We start from the raw sequence: 14454 nt of genomic DNA, 5'->3' as shown, positions 1-14454 counted from the left end.
CGAGGTCTCCAGTCATCAAGGCCAGCGGCGGAAGATCAACGACGTGTTGATGCCGCCGAAGGCGAAGTTGTTACTCATCACCAGGTCCGTCTGCAACGCACGTCCCTCACCCGTGACATAATCCAGGGGCGCGCACTTCGGATCCACGGACTCCGGCGTCAGGTGCAGCGTGGGCGCGAACCAGCCCGAGCGCATCATCTGGATGGTCATCCACGCCTCCAGCGCGCCACAGGCCCCCAGCGTGTGGCCCATGTAGCTCTTGAGGCTGGAGAGGAGGACCTTCTCCCCGAAGACGGCCTTCGTCGCCGCGCTCTCCGCCACGTCGCCCGTGTCCGTCGCCGTGCCGTGGGCGTTGACGTAGGGGATGGCCGAGGCCGGCACGCCCGCGTCCTCCAGCGCCAGCCGCATGGCCTCCGCCATGGTGTCCGCGTTGGGCTGCGTCACGTGGCGGCCGTCGCTGTTGGTGCCGTACCCCAGCAGCTCCGCGTGGATGGTCGCGCCGCGCGCCTGCGCGTGCTCCAGCTCCTCCAGCACCAGCGTGCACGCGCCCTCGCCCAGCACCAGGCCGTCGCGCTCGGCGTGGAAGGGGCGGGGGGACTGGTGGGGCGCCTCGTTGTACTTCGTGCTGGTGGCGAACAGCGTGTCGAACACCGCCGCGCCCGTGGCGTCCAGCTCCTCCGCGCCGCCCGCGAGCATCGCCACCTGGCGGCCCAGCTTGATGGCCTCGTAGGCGTAGCCGATGCCCTGGCTGCCGGAGGTGCACGCGCTGGACGTGGTGATGATGCGCCCGGTGATGCCGAAGAAGACGCCGATGTTCACCGCCGCCGTATGGGACATCATCCGCAGGTACGTCGTCGCGGTGATGCCCTCCGTCGTCTTGTGGGTGATCATCTTCCCGAAGTCGCCCATGTTCTCCGGCGTCCCCGCGGAGGAGCCGTAGGCGATGCCCAGCCTGCCGCTCTTCACCAGGGGGCTGCCCAGCAGGCCCGCGTCCTGGAGCGCCAGCTCGCTGGCCCGCGTCGCCATCAGCGCCACGCGGCCCATGGTGCGCGTCGTCTTGCGCGAATAGGTGGACGGCGGCAGCTCGAAGGGCAGGGCGGGCGCGCCCAGCCGCGTGTTCAGCCCCTCGTACTGCTTCCAGGGCTCCATCACCTGGACGGCGTTCTGGCGCGCGCGCAGCGACGCCTCGACCGTCTTCCAGTCGTGTCCCAGGGGGCTCAGCGCTCCCACTCCGGTGACCACCACGCGCTTCATCCGATCATCCCCCCGTTCACCGAAATCACCTGCCGCGTGATGTAGCCCGCGTCCTCGGACAGGAGGAAGGCCACCGCGGCGGCGACCTCCTCGGGCCTGCCCATGCGGCGAGCGGGAATGAGCTTCAGCGCCTCCTCGAGCACCTCCGGAGGCACCATCTCCGTGTCCACCAGGCCCGGCGCCACGCAGTTGACGGTGATGTCGCGCTTGGCCAGCTCCACCGCCAGCGCCTTGGTGGCGCCGATGATGCCCGCCTTGGCGGCGCTGTAGTTCACCTGGCCCCGGTTGCCCATGAGCCCGGACACGGACGACAGCGTGACGATGCGGCCCGGCTTCCTGCGGCGCACCATGGGCATCGTGAGCGGGTTGAGCACGTTGTAGAAGGCGTCCAGGTTGGTGTGGATGACGCCGTCCCACTCCTCCGCCGTCATGGCCGGGAAGGCGTTGTCGCGCGCGATGCCCGCGTTGCACACCACGCCGTAGTAGCAGCCGTGGGCCTCCACGTCCGAGAGCAGCGCGGCCTGCGCGCCCGCGCGGTCCGCCACGTCGAACTGGAGCACGCGCGCCTCGCGGCCCGCCTCGCGCACCCGGGCGGCCACGGCGTCCGCCTCCTCGCGCTTGCTGCGGCAGTGCACCACGACGTCGTAGCCGTCGCGGGCCAGGCGCAGCGCGATGGCGCGGCCGATGCCCCGGCTGGAGCCCGTCACCAGCACCGTCTTGTCACCCATCTGTGTTGCCCCCTCCCAGGTCCTGCCCCGGCTGCGGCTCGTAGACCGTCAGCGCCGCCGTGGCCACCTGCTCCGTCCCGATGCGCAGGGTGCAGTCGAACTGGCCCAGCCCGTTGTCCGCGGAGAACTGGCGGTGGACCTCGACGCGCAGACACTCTCCCAGCTTGAAGACGGGGCGGGTGCACTCGTAGCGGCGGGTGCCCAGGAGGAAGCCCACCCGGGGCGCCCCGCCGCGCTTGCGCGCGTGCCACCCGGCCCACGCGGCCACCGCCTGCGCCATGTACTCGATGCCCACCCAGCCGCCCACGACGCCGTCCGAGCAGAAGAGGCTGTCCTCGCGCACGGTGACCTCCGCGAGCAGCGAGTCCGCGTCGCCCTCCAGGACGCGGTCGAGCAGCCGCATGCGGCCCTGGTGGGGCACCAGCTCCTCGACGGGCTGATCAATCACGATGCGCATCATGCGCGCTCCAACACGAGGGCGGCGTTGCTGCCCCCGAAGGCGAACGAGTTGCTCAGCACGCGCCGCACCGGGCGGCCCAGCGCCTCACCGGGCTTCACCAGCGACAGCGCCGGAAGCGAGCCGTCCACGGCGCCGTCCCAGAAGTGCGCGGGCAGCCTCCCGTCCGGGTTGTCCACGAGCGTGAGGTACGCGAAGGCCGCCTCCAGCGCGCCCGCGGCCCCCAGCGTGTGGCCGGTGAGCGGCTTGGTGGAGCTGGCCTTCACGTCCGGCCCCAGGAGCGCGTGCACCGCGCGGCTCTCCATGGCGTCGTTCTGCTGCGTGGCGGTGCCGTGCAGGTTCACGTAGTCCACCTGCGCTGGCGAGAGGCCCGCGCGCCTCAGGGCCGCCTGGATGGCGGCCATGGCGCCCCTGCCGCAGGGCTCCGGCGCGGAGATGTGGTGCGCGTCGGAGGACTCACCCCAGCCGGACAGGCGCACCGGCCCCGGCTCGCGGGTCATCAGGAAGAGCGCCGCCGCCTCGCCGATGTTGATGCCGTGGCGGTGGGCGCTCAGCGGGTTGCAGCGCTCGTCGCTCACGGAGTCCAGCGCGCGGAAGCCCGCCACGGTGAAGCGGCACAGGGAGTCCACGCCGCCGGTGAGCACCGCGTCCACGGTGCCCGCGCGCAGCATCCGCGCCGCGCTGGCCAGGGCCTTGGCGCTGGAGGAGCACGCGGTGGAGATGACGTAGGCGGGGCCGGCGGTGCCCACCACGTGCGCGAGCGCCAGCGCCGGGGAGCCCAGCTCCTGCTGCTCCAGGTGGAAGCGCGCGGGCAGCGCCCCCGTGGCCAGGTGGCCGGCGATGGCCGCCTCGCCTTCACCGATGCCGGAGGTGCTGGTGCCCAGCACCACCGCCACGCGCGCGGGGCCGAAGCGGGCCACGGCCGCGTCGATCTCCGCGCGCACCTGCTCCAGCGCGGTGAGCAGGAGCGCGTTGTTGCGGCTGTGCTGCGAAGGCGGCAGGGACTCCTGCGCCGCGAGCCTCGCGGTGACGACGCCCAGGTGCAGCGGGCGGTCCGCGTAGCCTTCGTGCGAGGCGACGCCGGACACCGTGTCCGCGAACAGCGCCCGAGCCACCTCCTGCTTCCCGGAGCCCAACGCGCAGACGACACCCAGCTGGTTGAGGAAGACAGGAGGCGGCATGGGTGTCACTCGGACGCGGCGTGCGATTCGATGGTGAGCTGGTAGTGCTCGGAGAGGTTGGTGAGCTGCGTGCGCCCTTCCCAGCGCGGCGCCCCATCGTAGCGCACCGTCACCCATTCCCTGCCGTCCTTCGACAGGGTGCGTCGCGTGGGTCCATCCTCCAGCGTCCAGCCGTCGGGCAGGGCGGCGCGCACGGCGTCGGCCGGCCAGTAGACGAGCTGCACGTCCCGCAGCACCAGGGCGGAGTTGAACTGGGCGGGCAGGCGGGGGTCGCGCTCCTCGTCCAGGTGGTTGCCGTCCCAACGCAGGGTGAGGATGCGGTGGCCCATGGCCAGCCCGGCCAGCTGGAGCTGGGCTGGATCCACCTCCAGGAGGGCCTCCAGGGAGCGCGGGCCGCCGGGGTCCTGCTCGTGCGCGAACACCAGCTGCTGCGCCAGGCTCACGGACGCCCCGAGGGCGGCGGGGGGCAGGCGCAGCTCCGGCAGCGGCTCGCCGGGGGCGGAAGGACGGGGCCGGGGCGCGGTGGTGCAGGCCACGAGCCCCGCGACGAGCAGGGCGGGGATCAGGCCGCGCACAGGGCCTCGAGGACGGCCAGGCGCCGCTTGCTGTCCGCCACGTAGGGGTTGTTCGTGTCCCACGCGTAGCCGGCGAGGATGGCGGAGATCATCCGGCGCACGTCCTCCGACGGGTTCGGGTGGAAGATGATGTCCTGGAAGCCGCCCTCGTACCAGGACTCCACGAAGGTGCGGAAGGTGTCCACGCCCGCCTTGAGCGGCTTCGCGTACTCGTTCTCCCAGTCCACCGGCTCCCCGGCGAACGCCCGGGCGATGCAGGCCGAGGCGAGGCTCGCGGACTTGAAGGCGATGGTGACGCCCGAGGAGAACACCGGGTCCAGGAACTCCCCCGCGTTGCCCAGGAGCGCGAAGCCCGGGCCCCACAGCGACTTCACGTTGGCCGCGTAGCCGGAGAGCTTGCGCGTGGGCGTGTCCCAGACCGCGTCCTTGAGGAGGCTCTGGAGCGACGGCGTCTCCCTCACGATGGCCTGGAGCCGCTCCGTGTCCGTGCCGGTGTACCGGTCCAGGAACTCCTTCTTCGCCACCACGCCCAGCGAGCAGCGGCCGCCGGAGAAGGGGATGGTCCAGAACCAGACGTCCACGTGCTCCGGGTGCGTCGTGACGCGGATCTTGTTCCGGTCGAAGGCGCCGGGCGGGATGCGGTCCTCCACGTGCGTGAAGATGGCGCCGCGCACGGGGAAGTGGGACGGGGTCTCCAGGTTCAGCATGCGGGGCAGCACGCGGCCGAAGCCGCTCGCGTCCAGGAGGAAGCGCGCCTTCACGCGGTACGTCTCGCCTTCGGGGGAGCGCGCCGTCACCTCCGGCTGCGCGCCGGAGACGTCCACGGTCAGCACCTCGTGGCGGAAGCGCACGGTGGCGCCCTTGCGCTCCGCGGCCCTGGCCAGGAGGTGGTCGAAGTGGGCGCGCTGCACCTGGTAGGTGGTGGCCCAACCCGGGCTGAACTTCTCGCGGAAGTCGAAGTCCGTGTACTTGCCGGCGCGCTCGAAGGCGGCGCCGTTCTTGTACTGGAAGCCCGCCTCCACCACGTCCTGGAGGAAGCCGGCCTCCTGGATGTACTCCATGCTCTGCGGCAGCAGGCTCTCGCCAATGGAGAAGCGCGGGAACTGCTCGCGCTCCAGGACGAGCACGTCACGGCCCTGCTTGCGAAGGAGGCCCGCCGCGACGGAGCCCGCGGGGCCCGCGCCGATGATGAGGATGTCCGCTGATTCGGTTTTCAATGTGTGGCTTTCCCGGGTGGAAGACGGAAGCAAGGGGTGATGATCCAGATGGTGACCTCGCCCAGCAGCATGGCGAGGCCGAAGGAGCGCAGCGCGGGCGTGGCGGACAGGCCCAGCAGCCCGAAGGACAGCAGCGTGCTCACGCCGGCCAGCGCCACCGCGAGCCACGCGGAGCCGTCGCCGGGGTGCTCCAGGAGGAAGATGCCGTAGTCCACGCCCATGCCCAGCAGCAGCACCAGCCCGAGCACGGTGAAGAGCTGCAGCGGCGCGCCCGCCCACCCGAAGATGGCGAGCGTCAGGAGCGTGCCCATCACGGACGGGATCCACGCGCGCCACGCCTCGCGCCCGAAGCGGGCCACCAGCGTGAGCAGCACCGCGACGTAGCCCGCGACGATGAGCCAGCCCATGATGCGGCGGTAGCGGGTGAGCAGGCCGGAGATCTCCGCCGTCTTGTCCACCCAGCGCACGCCCTCCAGGCCCTTCGCCACCTCCTCCAGGCGCGGCAGCACCTTGGGGTCGTTGAGGCCGCGGAGCATGAGGACGCTGTACTGCGCCTTGCCCAGCGTCCCCAGCCACTGCTGCCGGATGGCGCTGGCGGCGGGGCCGGCCAGGAACCGCGCGGCCGTGAGCGGCTCCGGCGAGAACGCGGCGCGCGTGGGGGCCTCCCCGGTGGACGCGCTGACGGCGGCGACGGCCTGGGCCTCCGCGCGGGCGCTCAGGGCGGCGTCCTCGCGCTGCTGCGCCTCGGACGGGAGCCAGTCGGACACGGCGCGGTAGCCCGCGAAGACCTTCTCCGCGACCAGCGTGTCCAGCTTCGTCTTCAGCGTGGCCTCGCGCTCGAGCACCTGCTCGTCGCTGTCGCCCTGCACCAGGAAGAACTGCGCGGGGCTGGGCAGGCCCAGCAGGCGCCCCAGCTCGCGCTGATCCGCGATGAGGTTCGCGGGCGCGCCCTGCAGCTGGCGCAGGTCGTCCCGGGGCTCCAGCTTCCAGATGCCCACGGCCACCAGCACCGTGAGGAGCGCGCCGGACGCCCACCAGGCCGGCGTGGACGCGACGCGCGGCCAGCGGGTGATGGACGCGGAGAAGCGCTCCGCGAAGGAGGTGATGGGCAGCGCGCCGGTGTCCATCGAGGGGAACCAGAACACCACGGTGAGGAACGCGCCGGTGAGGCCGGCGGCGGAGAACACCGCCATCTGCCGCAGGCCCGGGAAGGGCGCGACCCCCAGCGCCAGGTACGCCACCACGCTGGTGACGAGCGCGAGCACCATGCCGGGCAGCAGCGAGCGCATCACCCGGCCGCGCTCCGACGGGGCCTTGCCCTGGCGCGCGGCGAAGTAGTGGAAGCCGTAGTCCTCCGCCACGCCCACCAGGCTGGAGCCGAAGACGAGCGTGAGCAGGTGCACCCGGTCGAAGACGAGCGCGGTGACGGTGAGCGCCACCGCGCAGCCCAGCGTGAGCGACACGCCCACGAGGAGGATGGGCCGCAGCGAGCGGAAGGTGAGCCACACCAGGAGGAGCACCGCCGCCAGCGACCCGAAGCCGATGGTGGACATCTCCCAGCTGGCCTGCGCGGCGGCGGCCTCCGCGTACAGCGGCACGCCCGCGGCCACCAGCCGTCCGCCGGGCACCGCGGCCTCCACCCGCGCGCGCGTCCGCTCCACCGCGGCGGTGATGCGCGAGCCGTCCCCCAGCGCGAAGGCGGACACCTTGCTCTTCCACATGAGGAGCACCCACTCGCGCCCCTCGCCGGACAGCCACATCCGTCCGTCGCGGGGCCGGGCGGAGGTCTCCGCGGCGCGGGCCTGCCACCAGTCCTGCCACAGGCCCAGCGGATCCGCGTTCCAGTCCGTCAGCTGCGCGCCCGCGGGCTGGTACAGCTTCATCAGCGCCGTGCCGCCCAGCTCGTCCGGCGTGGCCTTCGCCAGCCACTGGCGCTGCGCGGGCGTGAGCAGCCGGTCGCGGTAGGGGCGGTAGAACTCCACCGCCTTCTCCAGCGTGGAGGTGTCCACCACCGCCGGCTCCAGCAGGTCGGAGGACTCCGACAGCGCGCGCGAGGCCTCGTCCGCGGCCTTCTGGGCGGACGGCCAGTCCTGGGCCCCCACCAGCAGCACCAGCTGCCGGCCGGCCTCGTCCGCGAGCTTGCGCGTGGCGGCGTCCACCTCCGGCGCCTGCTCGTCCTCCGGGAGGAGCGCGAGCACGTCCGTGTCCAGGCTCGCCGAGCGCCAGAACCGCACCTGGTGCACGCCGACGGCGAGCACCACCAGCGCCCACAGGATTGCCAGCTTATTGGCCAAGGCGTTCGGCTTCCGTCGCATCGGGGGGGGGCGTCTGCGCCAGCTGCTCGAACGAGATGACGCTGCTGTCGCCGCGCGTCTCGTCCAGCCGCACCTGCCGCACGTACCCGTCCCCCTCCAGGTGGATGTGCTTGAAGACGCGCGCGAGCCCCGCGTCCGTGGGCGTCAAATCCAGCTTCCAGCCCTTGTCGCCCACCAGCGCGCCCTCCACCGTGAAGCGCTTCTGGAGCGCCGCGATGTCGCCGGACAGGAGCGCGAAGAGCAGCTCGTTCACCGCCGCCAGCGCGGGCTCCTTGGCGGAGTCCAGGTGGTAGGCCGCGCCGCCCGTGCCCTGCTGCGCGCTCAGCGACTTGCGCGTGACGGTCAGCGTGGAGGCGAAGGGCGTGCGCGTGTTCCACAGCACGCCCTGGTCGCGGGCCAGGAGGAAGTCCCCCCTGGACACCAGCGGCTTCTTGAAGCCCGCCACGGTCTTCTTCTGTTCGAACTGGCCGCGCACCAGCGGCGCGTCCACCAGCCGCGCGCGCACGTCCTTCACCAGGTCCGCCGCGTGGGCGCTCAGGGACAGCAGCGACACCATCAACACGAGCAAGGGCTTCATTCCGGCCACACTCCCAGCTTCTTCCAGAGGACTTCCGGGCAGACGTACTGCATCTCGCCCGTCTTCAAGGAGACCGCGACCTGGATGGTGTGGGCCTGGTTCACCTTGCGCCCCGTGTCCGCGTCGCGCAGCAGGTAGTCGAAGCGCAGCCGGTTCTCCCACTCGGTGATCTCGGCGCGCACGATGATGCGCTGCTTGTAGGAGATGGGGGCGACGTACTTGAGCTTCATCTCCACCACGGGCCAGCCGTACCCGGACTCGCGCATCTGCGGCCAGTCATAGTCGTGCCTGCGCAGGAGGACGGCGCGCGCCAGCTCCAGGTACTTCACGTAGTGGCCGTGCCAGACGATCTCCATCATGTCGAGGTCGTGGAACGGCGGCTCTATCGCCAGCTCGCAGCTCAGGTCAGGCTTCATGGAGCCTCCAGTCCCGGCGGCGGATGGCGGTGAGGAGCTCCTGCAGCTCGCCGTCCAGCGCCCGGTCCTCCACCAGCAGGGGGATGCGCGCCTCCAGGTCCGCGTGCATCTCCGCCAGGGCGGGGCCGGGCTTCGCGTCCGCGTCCAGGCGCTGGCGCAGGGTGACGCCCTGGCGCGCCGCGATGAGCATCGCCGCGGCCACCTGCTCCGTCAGCTCCAGCACGCGCAGGCAGTCGCGCGCGGCGATGGTGCCCATGCTCACCTTGTCCTGGTTGTGGCACTCGGTGGAGCGGGAGAAGACGGACGCGGGCAGCGTCTGCTTCAGCGCCTCCGCGGTCCACGCGGAGACGCTGATCTGCGCCGCCTTGAGGCCGTGGTTGATGGCCGCGCGGGCGCCGGTGGACGCGGAGAGGTTCGCGGGCAGCCCGTGGTTGAAGCGCGGGTCCACCAGGAGCGCCAGCTGCCGGTCCAGCAGGTCCGCCACGTTGGCCACCGCGGTCTTCAGCCCGTCCATGGCGAAGGCGATGTGGCCGCCGTAGAAGTGGCCGCCGTGCAGCACCCGCTCGCCGTCCGGGTCGATGAGCGGGTTGTCGTTGGCGCTGTTGAGCTCGTTCTCGATGAGCGTGCGGAAGTAGGGCAGCGCGTCCTCCAGCACGCCGATGACGTGCGGCGCGCACCGCAGCGAGTACCGGTCCTGGAGCCGCTGCTCGTTGCGCGCGGGGCGGTCCGAGACCAGGTCCGCGCGCAGGCGGGCCGCCACGCGCTGCTGGCCGGCGTGGGGCTTCGCCGCGAAGAGCGTCTCGTCGAAGTGGTGCGCGTTGCCGGCGCTCGCCAGGACGTTGAAGGCGGTGAGCCGCGTGGCGAGCCGCGACAGGTACTCCGCCCGCTCCCACGCCAGGCACGCCAGGGCCGTCATCACGGCGGTGCCGTTCATGATGGCCAGGCCCTCCTTCGGCCGCAGCTTGAGGGGGGAGATGCCCAGCTCCTCCAGCACCCGGGCCGCGGGCTTGCGCGCACCCTGGTGCCACACGTCGCGCTCGCCGCACAGCACCGCCGCCACGTAGGACAGGGGCGTGAGGTCGCCGGACGCGCCCACGGAGCCCTCGGCTGGAATCAGGGGCAGCACGTCGTGCTTGAGCAGCAGCTCCAGCTGGGTGAGCAGCGCCACGCCCACGCCGGAGAAGCCCTGCGACAGGGACGCCAGCCGCGTGGCCAGCACCGCGCGCGTCTCCTCCGGGGTGAGGAACCGGCCCGCGCCGATGCCGTGGTACGTGTAGAGGTGGTGGGGCAGCTCCGCGACGAGCGCGGGCGGGATGGACACCGTCACCGAGTCGCCGTAGCCGGTGGTGACGCCGTAGATGACGCCGTCCTCCGCCAGCAGCCGGTCCAGGAACGCGGCGCCCCTGGCGATGCGCTGGCGGAAGGCCGGGGCGGTGCCCAGCTCCACCGGCCGCTCGCGGCGCGACAGGGCGCCCACGTCCTCGAGCGTCAGCCGCCCGCCGTCGAAGCGGACCGGGGTGTCAGAAGGTTGGGGGCTTCGCGGAGACATGCACCTGATCCCAGAAGGGAAAGAAGTTGAACCAGTCGTAGGGCGCGCGCTCGAGCAGCGCCGTCACCCGGCCCGCGTAGTGGCGGGCGCAGTCGGTGAGGGCCTCCTCGCGCCTGCCCCGGGGCAGCACGACGCGCTCGAAGAGGCGCTCGAAGTGGATGGTGTAGCCCTGGCCCTCATGGATGCAGCCCAGCAGGTAGAGCGGACACTTGAGCAGCGCCGCCAGCACGTAGGGGCCTACCGGGAATGGCGCCGGGTGGCCGAGGAAGTCGACGCGGACGGTCTGCGCGGAATTCACCGGGATGCGGTCGCCCGCGATGACCACGAACTCGCCGGCCTCCACGCGCTCGTTCAGCGCGACGGCGGTGGCCGGGCCCAGGTCCGTCACCTCCATCAGCCGGAAGCCGCTCTCCGGGTGGAGCCGCTTGAGCAGGCGGTTGAACTGCTCCGCGTGCAGGGTGTGCACCAGGATGTTGAGCTTCACCTCGCCCCGGCGCTCCGCCATGGTGCGGCACAGCTCCAGGCAGCCCATGTGCGCGGTGACGATGACGCCGCCCCGGCCCGACGCCGCGACCTGGTAGAACTCCTCGCGGCCCTCCGTGCGGACGCTCTCGAAGCGGTAGCGCCCGCTCACCGCGAGCAGCTTGTCCAGCAGGGTCTCCGCGAACATCAGCACGTGGCGCACGCTGTCGCGCCAGCGGGGCGCGTGTCCCAGGGCCCCGGTGGCGGCCTGCATCCGCTCCAGGTACTGGCGCGAGGCCTGGCGCAGCGCGGGCCGCCGCAGCCAGTTCACCAGCACCACCGGGTAGAGGCAGACGCGGAAGGGCCAGCGGCCCAGCAGGCGGTGGATCCAATAGAGGATCCAGATGCCCGCGACGAAGGTGGTCTCTCCCATCTCCGCCCAATGGCGGGGCTTCATCCGGCCACCTTGCGCCAGAGCAGCACGGGCAGCCGTCCCAGCATCCCGAAGAAGAGCCGGGCGTGCATGCCGGAGATGCGCACGTTGTCCCAGAGCACGTCGAAGTGGGAGATGCCGTCGGTGGGGTAGCGCACCTGGGTGGGCTGGTTGAGGATGCGCATGCCGCGCCAGAACAGGCGCACCAGCACCTCCACGTCGAAGTCCATCCGCTTGCCGATCCGCACCGAGTCGATGAGCGCCACGGTGGGCTCGAGCGGATACACGCGGAAGCCGCACATGGAGTCGCGGATGGCGAACGACAGCGTGTTGATCCACACCCAGATGTGCGTGGCGTAGCGGCCGTAGAGCCGGCCCTTGGGCACGGACTCGTCGTAGACGGGCGTGCCGCACACCAGCGCGTCCGGCTGCGCCTCCGCCAGCGCCAGGAAGCGGGGGATGTCGTTGGCGTCGTGCTGGCCGTCCGCGTCGATCTGCAGCGCGTGGCTGTAGCCCCGGGAGCGGGCCGCGCGCAGGCCCGCCATCATCGCGCCGCCCTTTCCCTCGTTCCGGGGCAGGCGGACCACCTCCACGTGCTCGCTGTCCTCGCGCGCCAGGCCGTCCAGCACCGCCGCGCAGCCGGGCTCGCTGCCGTCGTCCACCAGCACGCAGGGCAGCCCGTGGCCGCGGACGGCCTTCACCACCGCGCCCACGGCCTCGCCGTGGTTGTAGACCGGAATCACCGCGCAGACCTTCATCCCGCCCCTCCCCCCAACACGATGCGGCCGCTGGCGTGCGCGCCCACGGCCGACGTCAACTTGAACCCCAGCCGCCCGGACTCCTTCGCCCAGGTGAGCTCCAGCGTCAGCCGCGCGCCGGGCGCGATGATCTGCTGGAACTTCAGCGTCTCCAGCCGCAGGAAGTCCGGCGGCAGCGCGAAGTGCTCGCGGCCCAGCAGCAGCGCCCACTCCAACTGCACGACGCCGGGCAGGATGGGCGAGCCCGGGAAGTGCCCGTCGAAGTACGGCGAGTTCGCGGGGACCTCGACCGCCAGGAGCGCGCGGTCGCTGGAGCGCTCCAGCACGCGGAACGGGGGGCGCTTCGGGTCGAAGAGGGCGGTGAGCGCCGCCTCGGTGGCTTTGCCCTGGGAGTTGACCGGCATGGCCTCCAGATACCGGAACCGGCGCGGCAAGGCACTGGGCTCGAAATGCGGGGCCAGCTTCTCGCGCAGGGCCTGGCTCAGGGACCGCCTGCCCCCCGACTCCTGGAGCCGCCAGCCATCCGCGTCCGGCACGCCCACCACCGCCAGGATGACCCGGTGCCCCTCCTGGAGGGGCAGCACCCGCGCCTCGCGCAAGAGGCCCCCGGCCACCAGCGCGCGCTCCATGGCGGAGAGCGACACGCGCTTCTCCTCCAGCTTGAGCAGCCGGTCGCGGCGCCCCAACAGCTCGAAGCCGCCGGCCACGGGCCGCGCGCGGTCCTCGGTGGTGAACCACTCGCCCGCGGGCAGGTCCAGGTGCGGCGAGCGGACCCGGAGCGCGTCCTCGTCCGCGCGCACCTCCACGCCCGGCATCGTCCGCCAGGCCGCGAGCTCGTCCGTGTCCCGCCGGCGCCACGCGACGCCGCCCGTCTCCGAGCTGCCGTACACCTCCACCGGCGCCCGGCCCAGCAGGTCGCGGCAGGCCTGGAGCGCCTCGGGCGTCAGCGGCCCGCCGGAGGAGAACAGCCCGCGCAGGTTCGCGCGCGCGGAGGCCCAGGCCAGCGTCGCGGGCAGGCGCTTCAGGTGCGCGGGGCTCGCCACCAGCAAGGAGGGGCCGGCCTGGAGCGCGGCCAGGATGTCCTCCGGGTAGGGCAGGACGTGCGCGTCGAACGGACGGCCCGACGTCAGCGGCCACAGCACCCGGAACAGCAGGCCATAGATGTGCTGGTGCGACACGGTGGCCAGCACCGGCGCGTCGCCCGCGTCCGCGTCGAACAGCCGGCCCAGCGTGGCCACCTCGCTGGACAGCTGCGACAGGCGCTTGGGGATGGCGGTGGGCTCGCCGCTGGAGCCGGACGTGTAGACGACCAGCGCGGCCAGCCCCGGCGACAGCGCCTGGAACGCGGCGGGCGCCCCGTCCTCGTTCCCCGCGGGCGCGAGCAGCGGCAGGCCCTGGGGGGCCCGGCCCGCGAAGCCGTCCACGTGGGCCCGCAGCGCGTCCAGCGTGGCGGGGCGCGCGTCCGCGGGCAGGTAGACGCACGCGCCCGCGTGCCAGGCGCCCAGCAGCGCGGTGGCGAAGTCGAAGGCGTCCTCGGTGAAGAGGGCGAAGCGCCGGCCGCCGTGCGCCGCGAAGGTCGCGCGCCAGCCGGCGACCCGGGCGCGGAACGCACCGAAGTCCCGCACGCCGTCCTCGCCCCGGGCCACGGGGTGCCCAGCGGGTCGGCCGTGGACGAGGAGGGTTTCGAGCGCGAGCGGCTCAGCCATGGGCGTGCCGTGCGCGCACCCGCTGCCGCACCACCCACTCGCCCGCGAACAGGAGGCCCATGAGGCCGTAGGCGATGAGGCCGTTGTAGAGCGCCCAGGTCGCGTCGCTCGCGAAGAGCGCCGTGGCGCACGCGAGCGCGCCGTTGAGCACGAAGAAGCCGCACCACACCTGCGTCACCCGGCGCGTGTACGCCACGCCCGACGGCGGCAGGTCCTTCTCCCGGAGCCGCGCCAGCCGCTCGATCACGCTGGGCGGCCAGGCCAGGCTGGTGGCGAAGACCGCGAGGAGCACGCCGTTCACCAGCACCGGGTAGAGCTTCAGGGGCAGCGCGTTGTTGCCCAGCATGCTGGAGCCCGCGAGCACCAGGGCGCCCACCGCGGCCGCGAGCCACACCTTCTCCCGCGTGGCCACCGCGCGCACCACCGCCATGGCCGCCAGGGGCAGCGCCATCCAGCGGGGCTCGAAGTGGCCCAGGCCCAGATAGACGAGCGGCGGGTAGGCGAGGCTCAAGAGCCCCAACAGCACCGGGCGAAGACGCTTCACGCCGCCGCGGAGTCGCTGCCGAGCAGGCCGTACAGCGCGTCCACCACGTCCTGGATGGTCCGAACGGAGCGGAAGACCTCCGGAGGGACGCGCTGGCCCGTCACCGGCTTCAGGCGCACCAGCAGGTCGATGGCGTCGATGCTGTCGATGTCGAGGTCGTCGTGCAGCCGCGCCTCCGGGATGATGCGGGACGGCTCGATGTCGAAGGTTTCCTGGAGGATGGCGCTCAGGCGCTCGAACAGCTCGTGCTTGGTCATGGGGGTTCCTCGCTTGGGTTTTGAA

The 14454-nt window shown here is 72.4% G+C and carries 15 protein-coding genes; all 15 read right to left on the bottom strand.

Going from position 1 to position 14454, the window contains the following annotated elements:
- Positions 1 to 15 precede the first annotated feature (15 nt).
- Genes U8525_RS24710 through U8525_RS24640 form a run of 15 tightly spaced genes read right to left on the bottom strand, consistent with a single transcriptional unit; the run spans position 16 to position 14429 of the window.
- On the bottom strand, positions 16 to 1254 hold the full coding sequence (locus U8525_RS24710) for a beta-ketoacyl-ACP synthase (RefSeq protein WP_374268769.1): 1239 nt from the start codon (positions 1252 to 1254) through the stop codon (positions 16 to 18).
- Positions 1251 to 1982, bottom strand: coding sequence for a 3-oxoacyl-ACP reductase FabG (gene fabG / locus U8525_RS24705; RefSeq protein ID WP_374268768.1), 732 nt, complete (start codon positions 1980 to 1982; stop codon positions 1251 to 1253). Before fabG ends, U8525_RS24710 begins: the two co-directional genes overlap by 4 nt.
- The gene (locus U8525_RS24700) at positions 1975 to 2442 is read right to left on the bottom strand and encodes a 3-hydroxylacyl-ACP dehydratase (protein WP_374268767.1); all 468 of its coding nucleotides are present in this window, start codon (positions 2440 to 2442) and stop codon (positions 1975 to 1977) included. Before U8525_RS24700 ends, fabG begins: the two co-directional genes overlap by 8 nt.
- On the bottom strand, positions 2439 to 3620 hold the full coding sequence (locus U8525_RS24695) for a beta-ketoacyl-ACP synthase (protein ID WP_374268766.1): 1182 nt from the start codon (positions 3618 to 3620) through the stop codon (positions 2439 to 2441). The genes U8525_RS24700 and U8525_RS24695 overlap by 4 nt, the downstream gene beginning before the upstream one ends.
- Before the next feature lie 5 nt (positions 3621 to 3625).
- The gene (locus U8525_RS24690) at positions 3626 to 4195 is read right to left on the bottom strand and encodes a DUF3261 domain-containing protein (RefSeq protein ID WP_374268765.1); all 570 of its coding nucleotides are present in this window, start codon (positions 4193 to 4195) and stop codon (positions 3626 to 3628) included.
- Positions 4183 to 5412, bottom strand: coding sequence for an NAD(P)/FAD-dependent oxidoreductase (locus U8525_RS24685; protein WP_374268764.1), 1230 nt, complete (start codon positions 5410 to 5412; stop codon positions 4183 to 4185). Before U8525_RS24685 ends, U8525_RS24690 begins: the two co-directional genes overlap by 13 nt.
- Positions 5409 to 7706 (bottom strand): MMPL family transporter, encoded by a 2298-nt coding sequence (locus U8525_RS24680; RefSeq protein ID WP_374268763.1) that lies wholly within the window; start codon positions 7704 to 7706, stop codon positions 5409 to 5411. The genes U8525_RS24685 and U8525_RS24680 overlap by 4 nt, the downstream gene beginning before the upstream one ends.
- A complete protein-coding gene (locus U8525_RS24675) occupies positions 7696 to 8304 on the bottom strand; it encodes an outer membrane lipoprotein carrier protein LolA (protein WP_374268762.1) in 609 nt (202 codons plus the stop codon). Before U8525_RS24675 ends, U8525_RS24680 begins: the two co-directional genes overlap by 11 nt.
- Entirely contained in the window at positions 8301 to 8720 is a 420-nt protein-coding gene (locus U8525_RS24670) for an acyl-CoA thioesterase (RefSeq protein WP_374268761.1), read from the bottom strand. The genes U8525_RS24675 and U8525_RS24670 overlap by 4 nt, the downstream gene beginning before the upstream one ends.
- Positions 8710 to 10269: a histidine ammonia-lyase gene (hutH, locus tag U8525_RS24665; protein WP_374268760.1), complete on the bottom strand. Its 1560-nt coding sequence runs from the start codon at positions 10267 to 10269 to the stop codon at positions 8710 to 8712. Before hutH ends, U8525_RS24670 begins: the two co-directional genes overlap by 11 nt.
- Positions 10241 to 11188: an acyltransferase gene (locus U8525_RS24660; protein ID WP_374268759.1), complete on the bottom strand. Its 948-nt coding sequence runs from the start codon at positions 11186 to 11188 to the stop codon at positions 10241 to 10243. The genes hutH and U8525_RS24660 overlap by 29 nt, the downstream gene beginning before the upstream one ends.
- The gene (locus U8525_RS24655; protein WP_374268758.1) at positions 11185 to 11922 is read right to left on the bottom strand and encodes a glycosyltransferase family 2 protein; all 738 of its coding nucleotides are present in this window, start codon (positions 11920 to 11922) and stop codon (positions 11185 to 11187) included. Before U8525_RS24655 ends, U8525_RS24660 begins: the two co-directional genes overlap by 4 nt.
- The gene (locus tag U8525_RS24650) at positions 11919 to 13628 is read right to left on the bottom strand and encodes an AMP-binding protein (RefSeq protein ID WP_374268757.1); all 1710 of its coding nucleotides are present in this window, start codon (positions 13626 to 13628) and stop codon (positions 11919 to 11921) included. Before U8525_RS24650 ends, U8525_RS24655 begins: the two co-directional genes overlap by 4 nt.
- Positions 13621 to 14172, bottom strand: coding sequence for a hypothetical protein (locus U8525_RS24645; RefSeq protein WP_374268756.1), 552 nt, complete (start codon positions 14170 to 14172; stop codon positions 13621 to 13623). The genes U8525_RS24650 and U8525_RS24645 overlap by 8 nt, the downstream gene beginning before the upstream one ends.
- The gene (locus tag U8525_RS24640) at positions 14169 to 14429 is read right to left on the bottom strand and encodes an acyl carrier protein (RefSeq protein ID WP_223741657.1); all 261 of its coding nucleotides are present in this window, start codon (positions 14427 to 14429) and stop codon (positions 14169 to 14171) included. Before U8525_RS24640 ends, U8525_RS24645 begins: the two co-directional genes overlap by 4 nt.
- Between the last annotated feature and the right edge of the window lie 25 nt (positions 14430 to 14454).

The sequence above is a fragment of the Corallococcus sp. RDP092CA genome (assembly GCF_041903675.1).
Lineage (GTDB): Bacteria > Myxococcota > Myxococcia > Myxococcales > Myxococcaceae > Corallococcus.
This window is presented reverse-complemented; position numbering and strand designations above follow the sequence as displayed.

Coding starts and splice junctions, on each gene's coding strand:
- U8525_RS24710 (WP_374268769.1), bottom strand. CDS start 1,254: ATGAAGCGCGTGGTGGTCACCGGAGTGGGAGCGCTGAGCCCCCTGGGA.
- fabG (WP_374268768.1), bottom strand. CDS start 1,982: ATGGGTGACAAGACGGTGCTGGTGACGGGCTCCAGCCGGGGCATCGGC.
- U8525_RS24700 (WP_374268767.1), bottom strand. CDS start 2,442: ATGATGCGCATCGTGATTGATCAGCCCGTCGAGGAGCTGGTGCCCCAC.
- U8525_RS24695 (WP_374268766.1), bottom strand. CDS start 3,620: ATGCCGCCTCCTGTCTTCCTCAACCAGCTGGGTGTCGTCTGCGCGTTG.
- U8525_RS24675 (WP_374268762.1), bottom strand. CDS start 8,304: ATGAAGCCCTTGCTCGTGTTGATGGTGTCGCTGCTGTCCCTGAGCGCC.
- U8525_RS24670 (WP_374268761.1), bottom strand. CDS start 8,720: ATGAAGCCTGACCTGAGCTGCGAGCTGGCGATAGAGCCGCCGTTCCAC.
- hutH (WP_374268760.1), bottom strand. CDS start 10,269: ATGTCTCCGCGAAGCCCCCAACCTTCTGACACCCCGGTCCGCTTCGAC.
- U8525_RS24660 (WP_374268759.1), bottom strand. CDS start 11,188: ATGAAGCCCCGCCATTGGGCGGAGATGGGAGAGACCACCTTCGTCGCG.
- U8525_RS24655 (WP_374268758.1), bottom strand. CDS start 11,922: ATGAAGGTCTGCGCGGTGATTCCGGTCTACAACCACGGCGAGGCCGTG.
- U8525_RS24650 (WP_374268757.1), bottom strand. CDS start 13,628: ATGGCTGAGCCGCTCGCGCTCGAAACCCTCCTCGTCCACGGCCGACCC.
- U8525_RS24640 (WP_223741657.1), bottom strand. CDS start 14,429: ATGACCAAGCACGAGCTGTTCGAGCGCCTGAGCGCCATCCTCCAGGAA.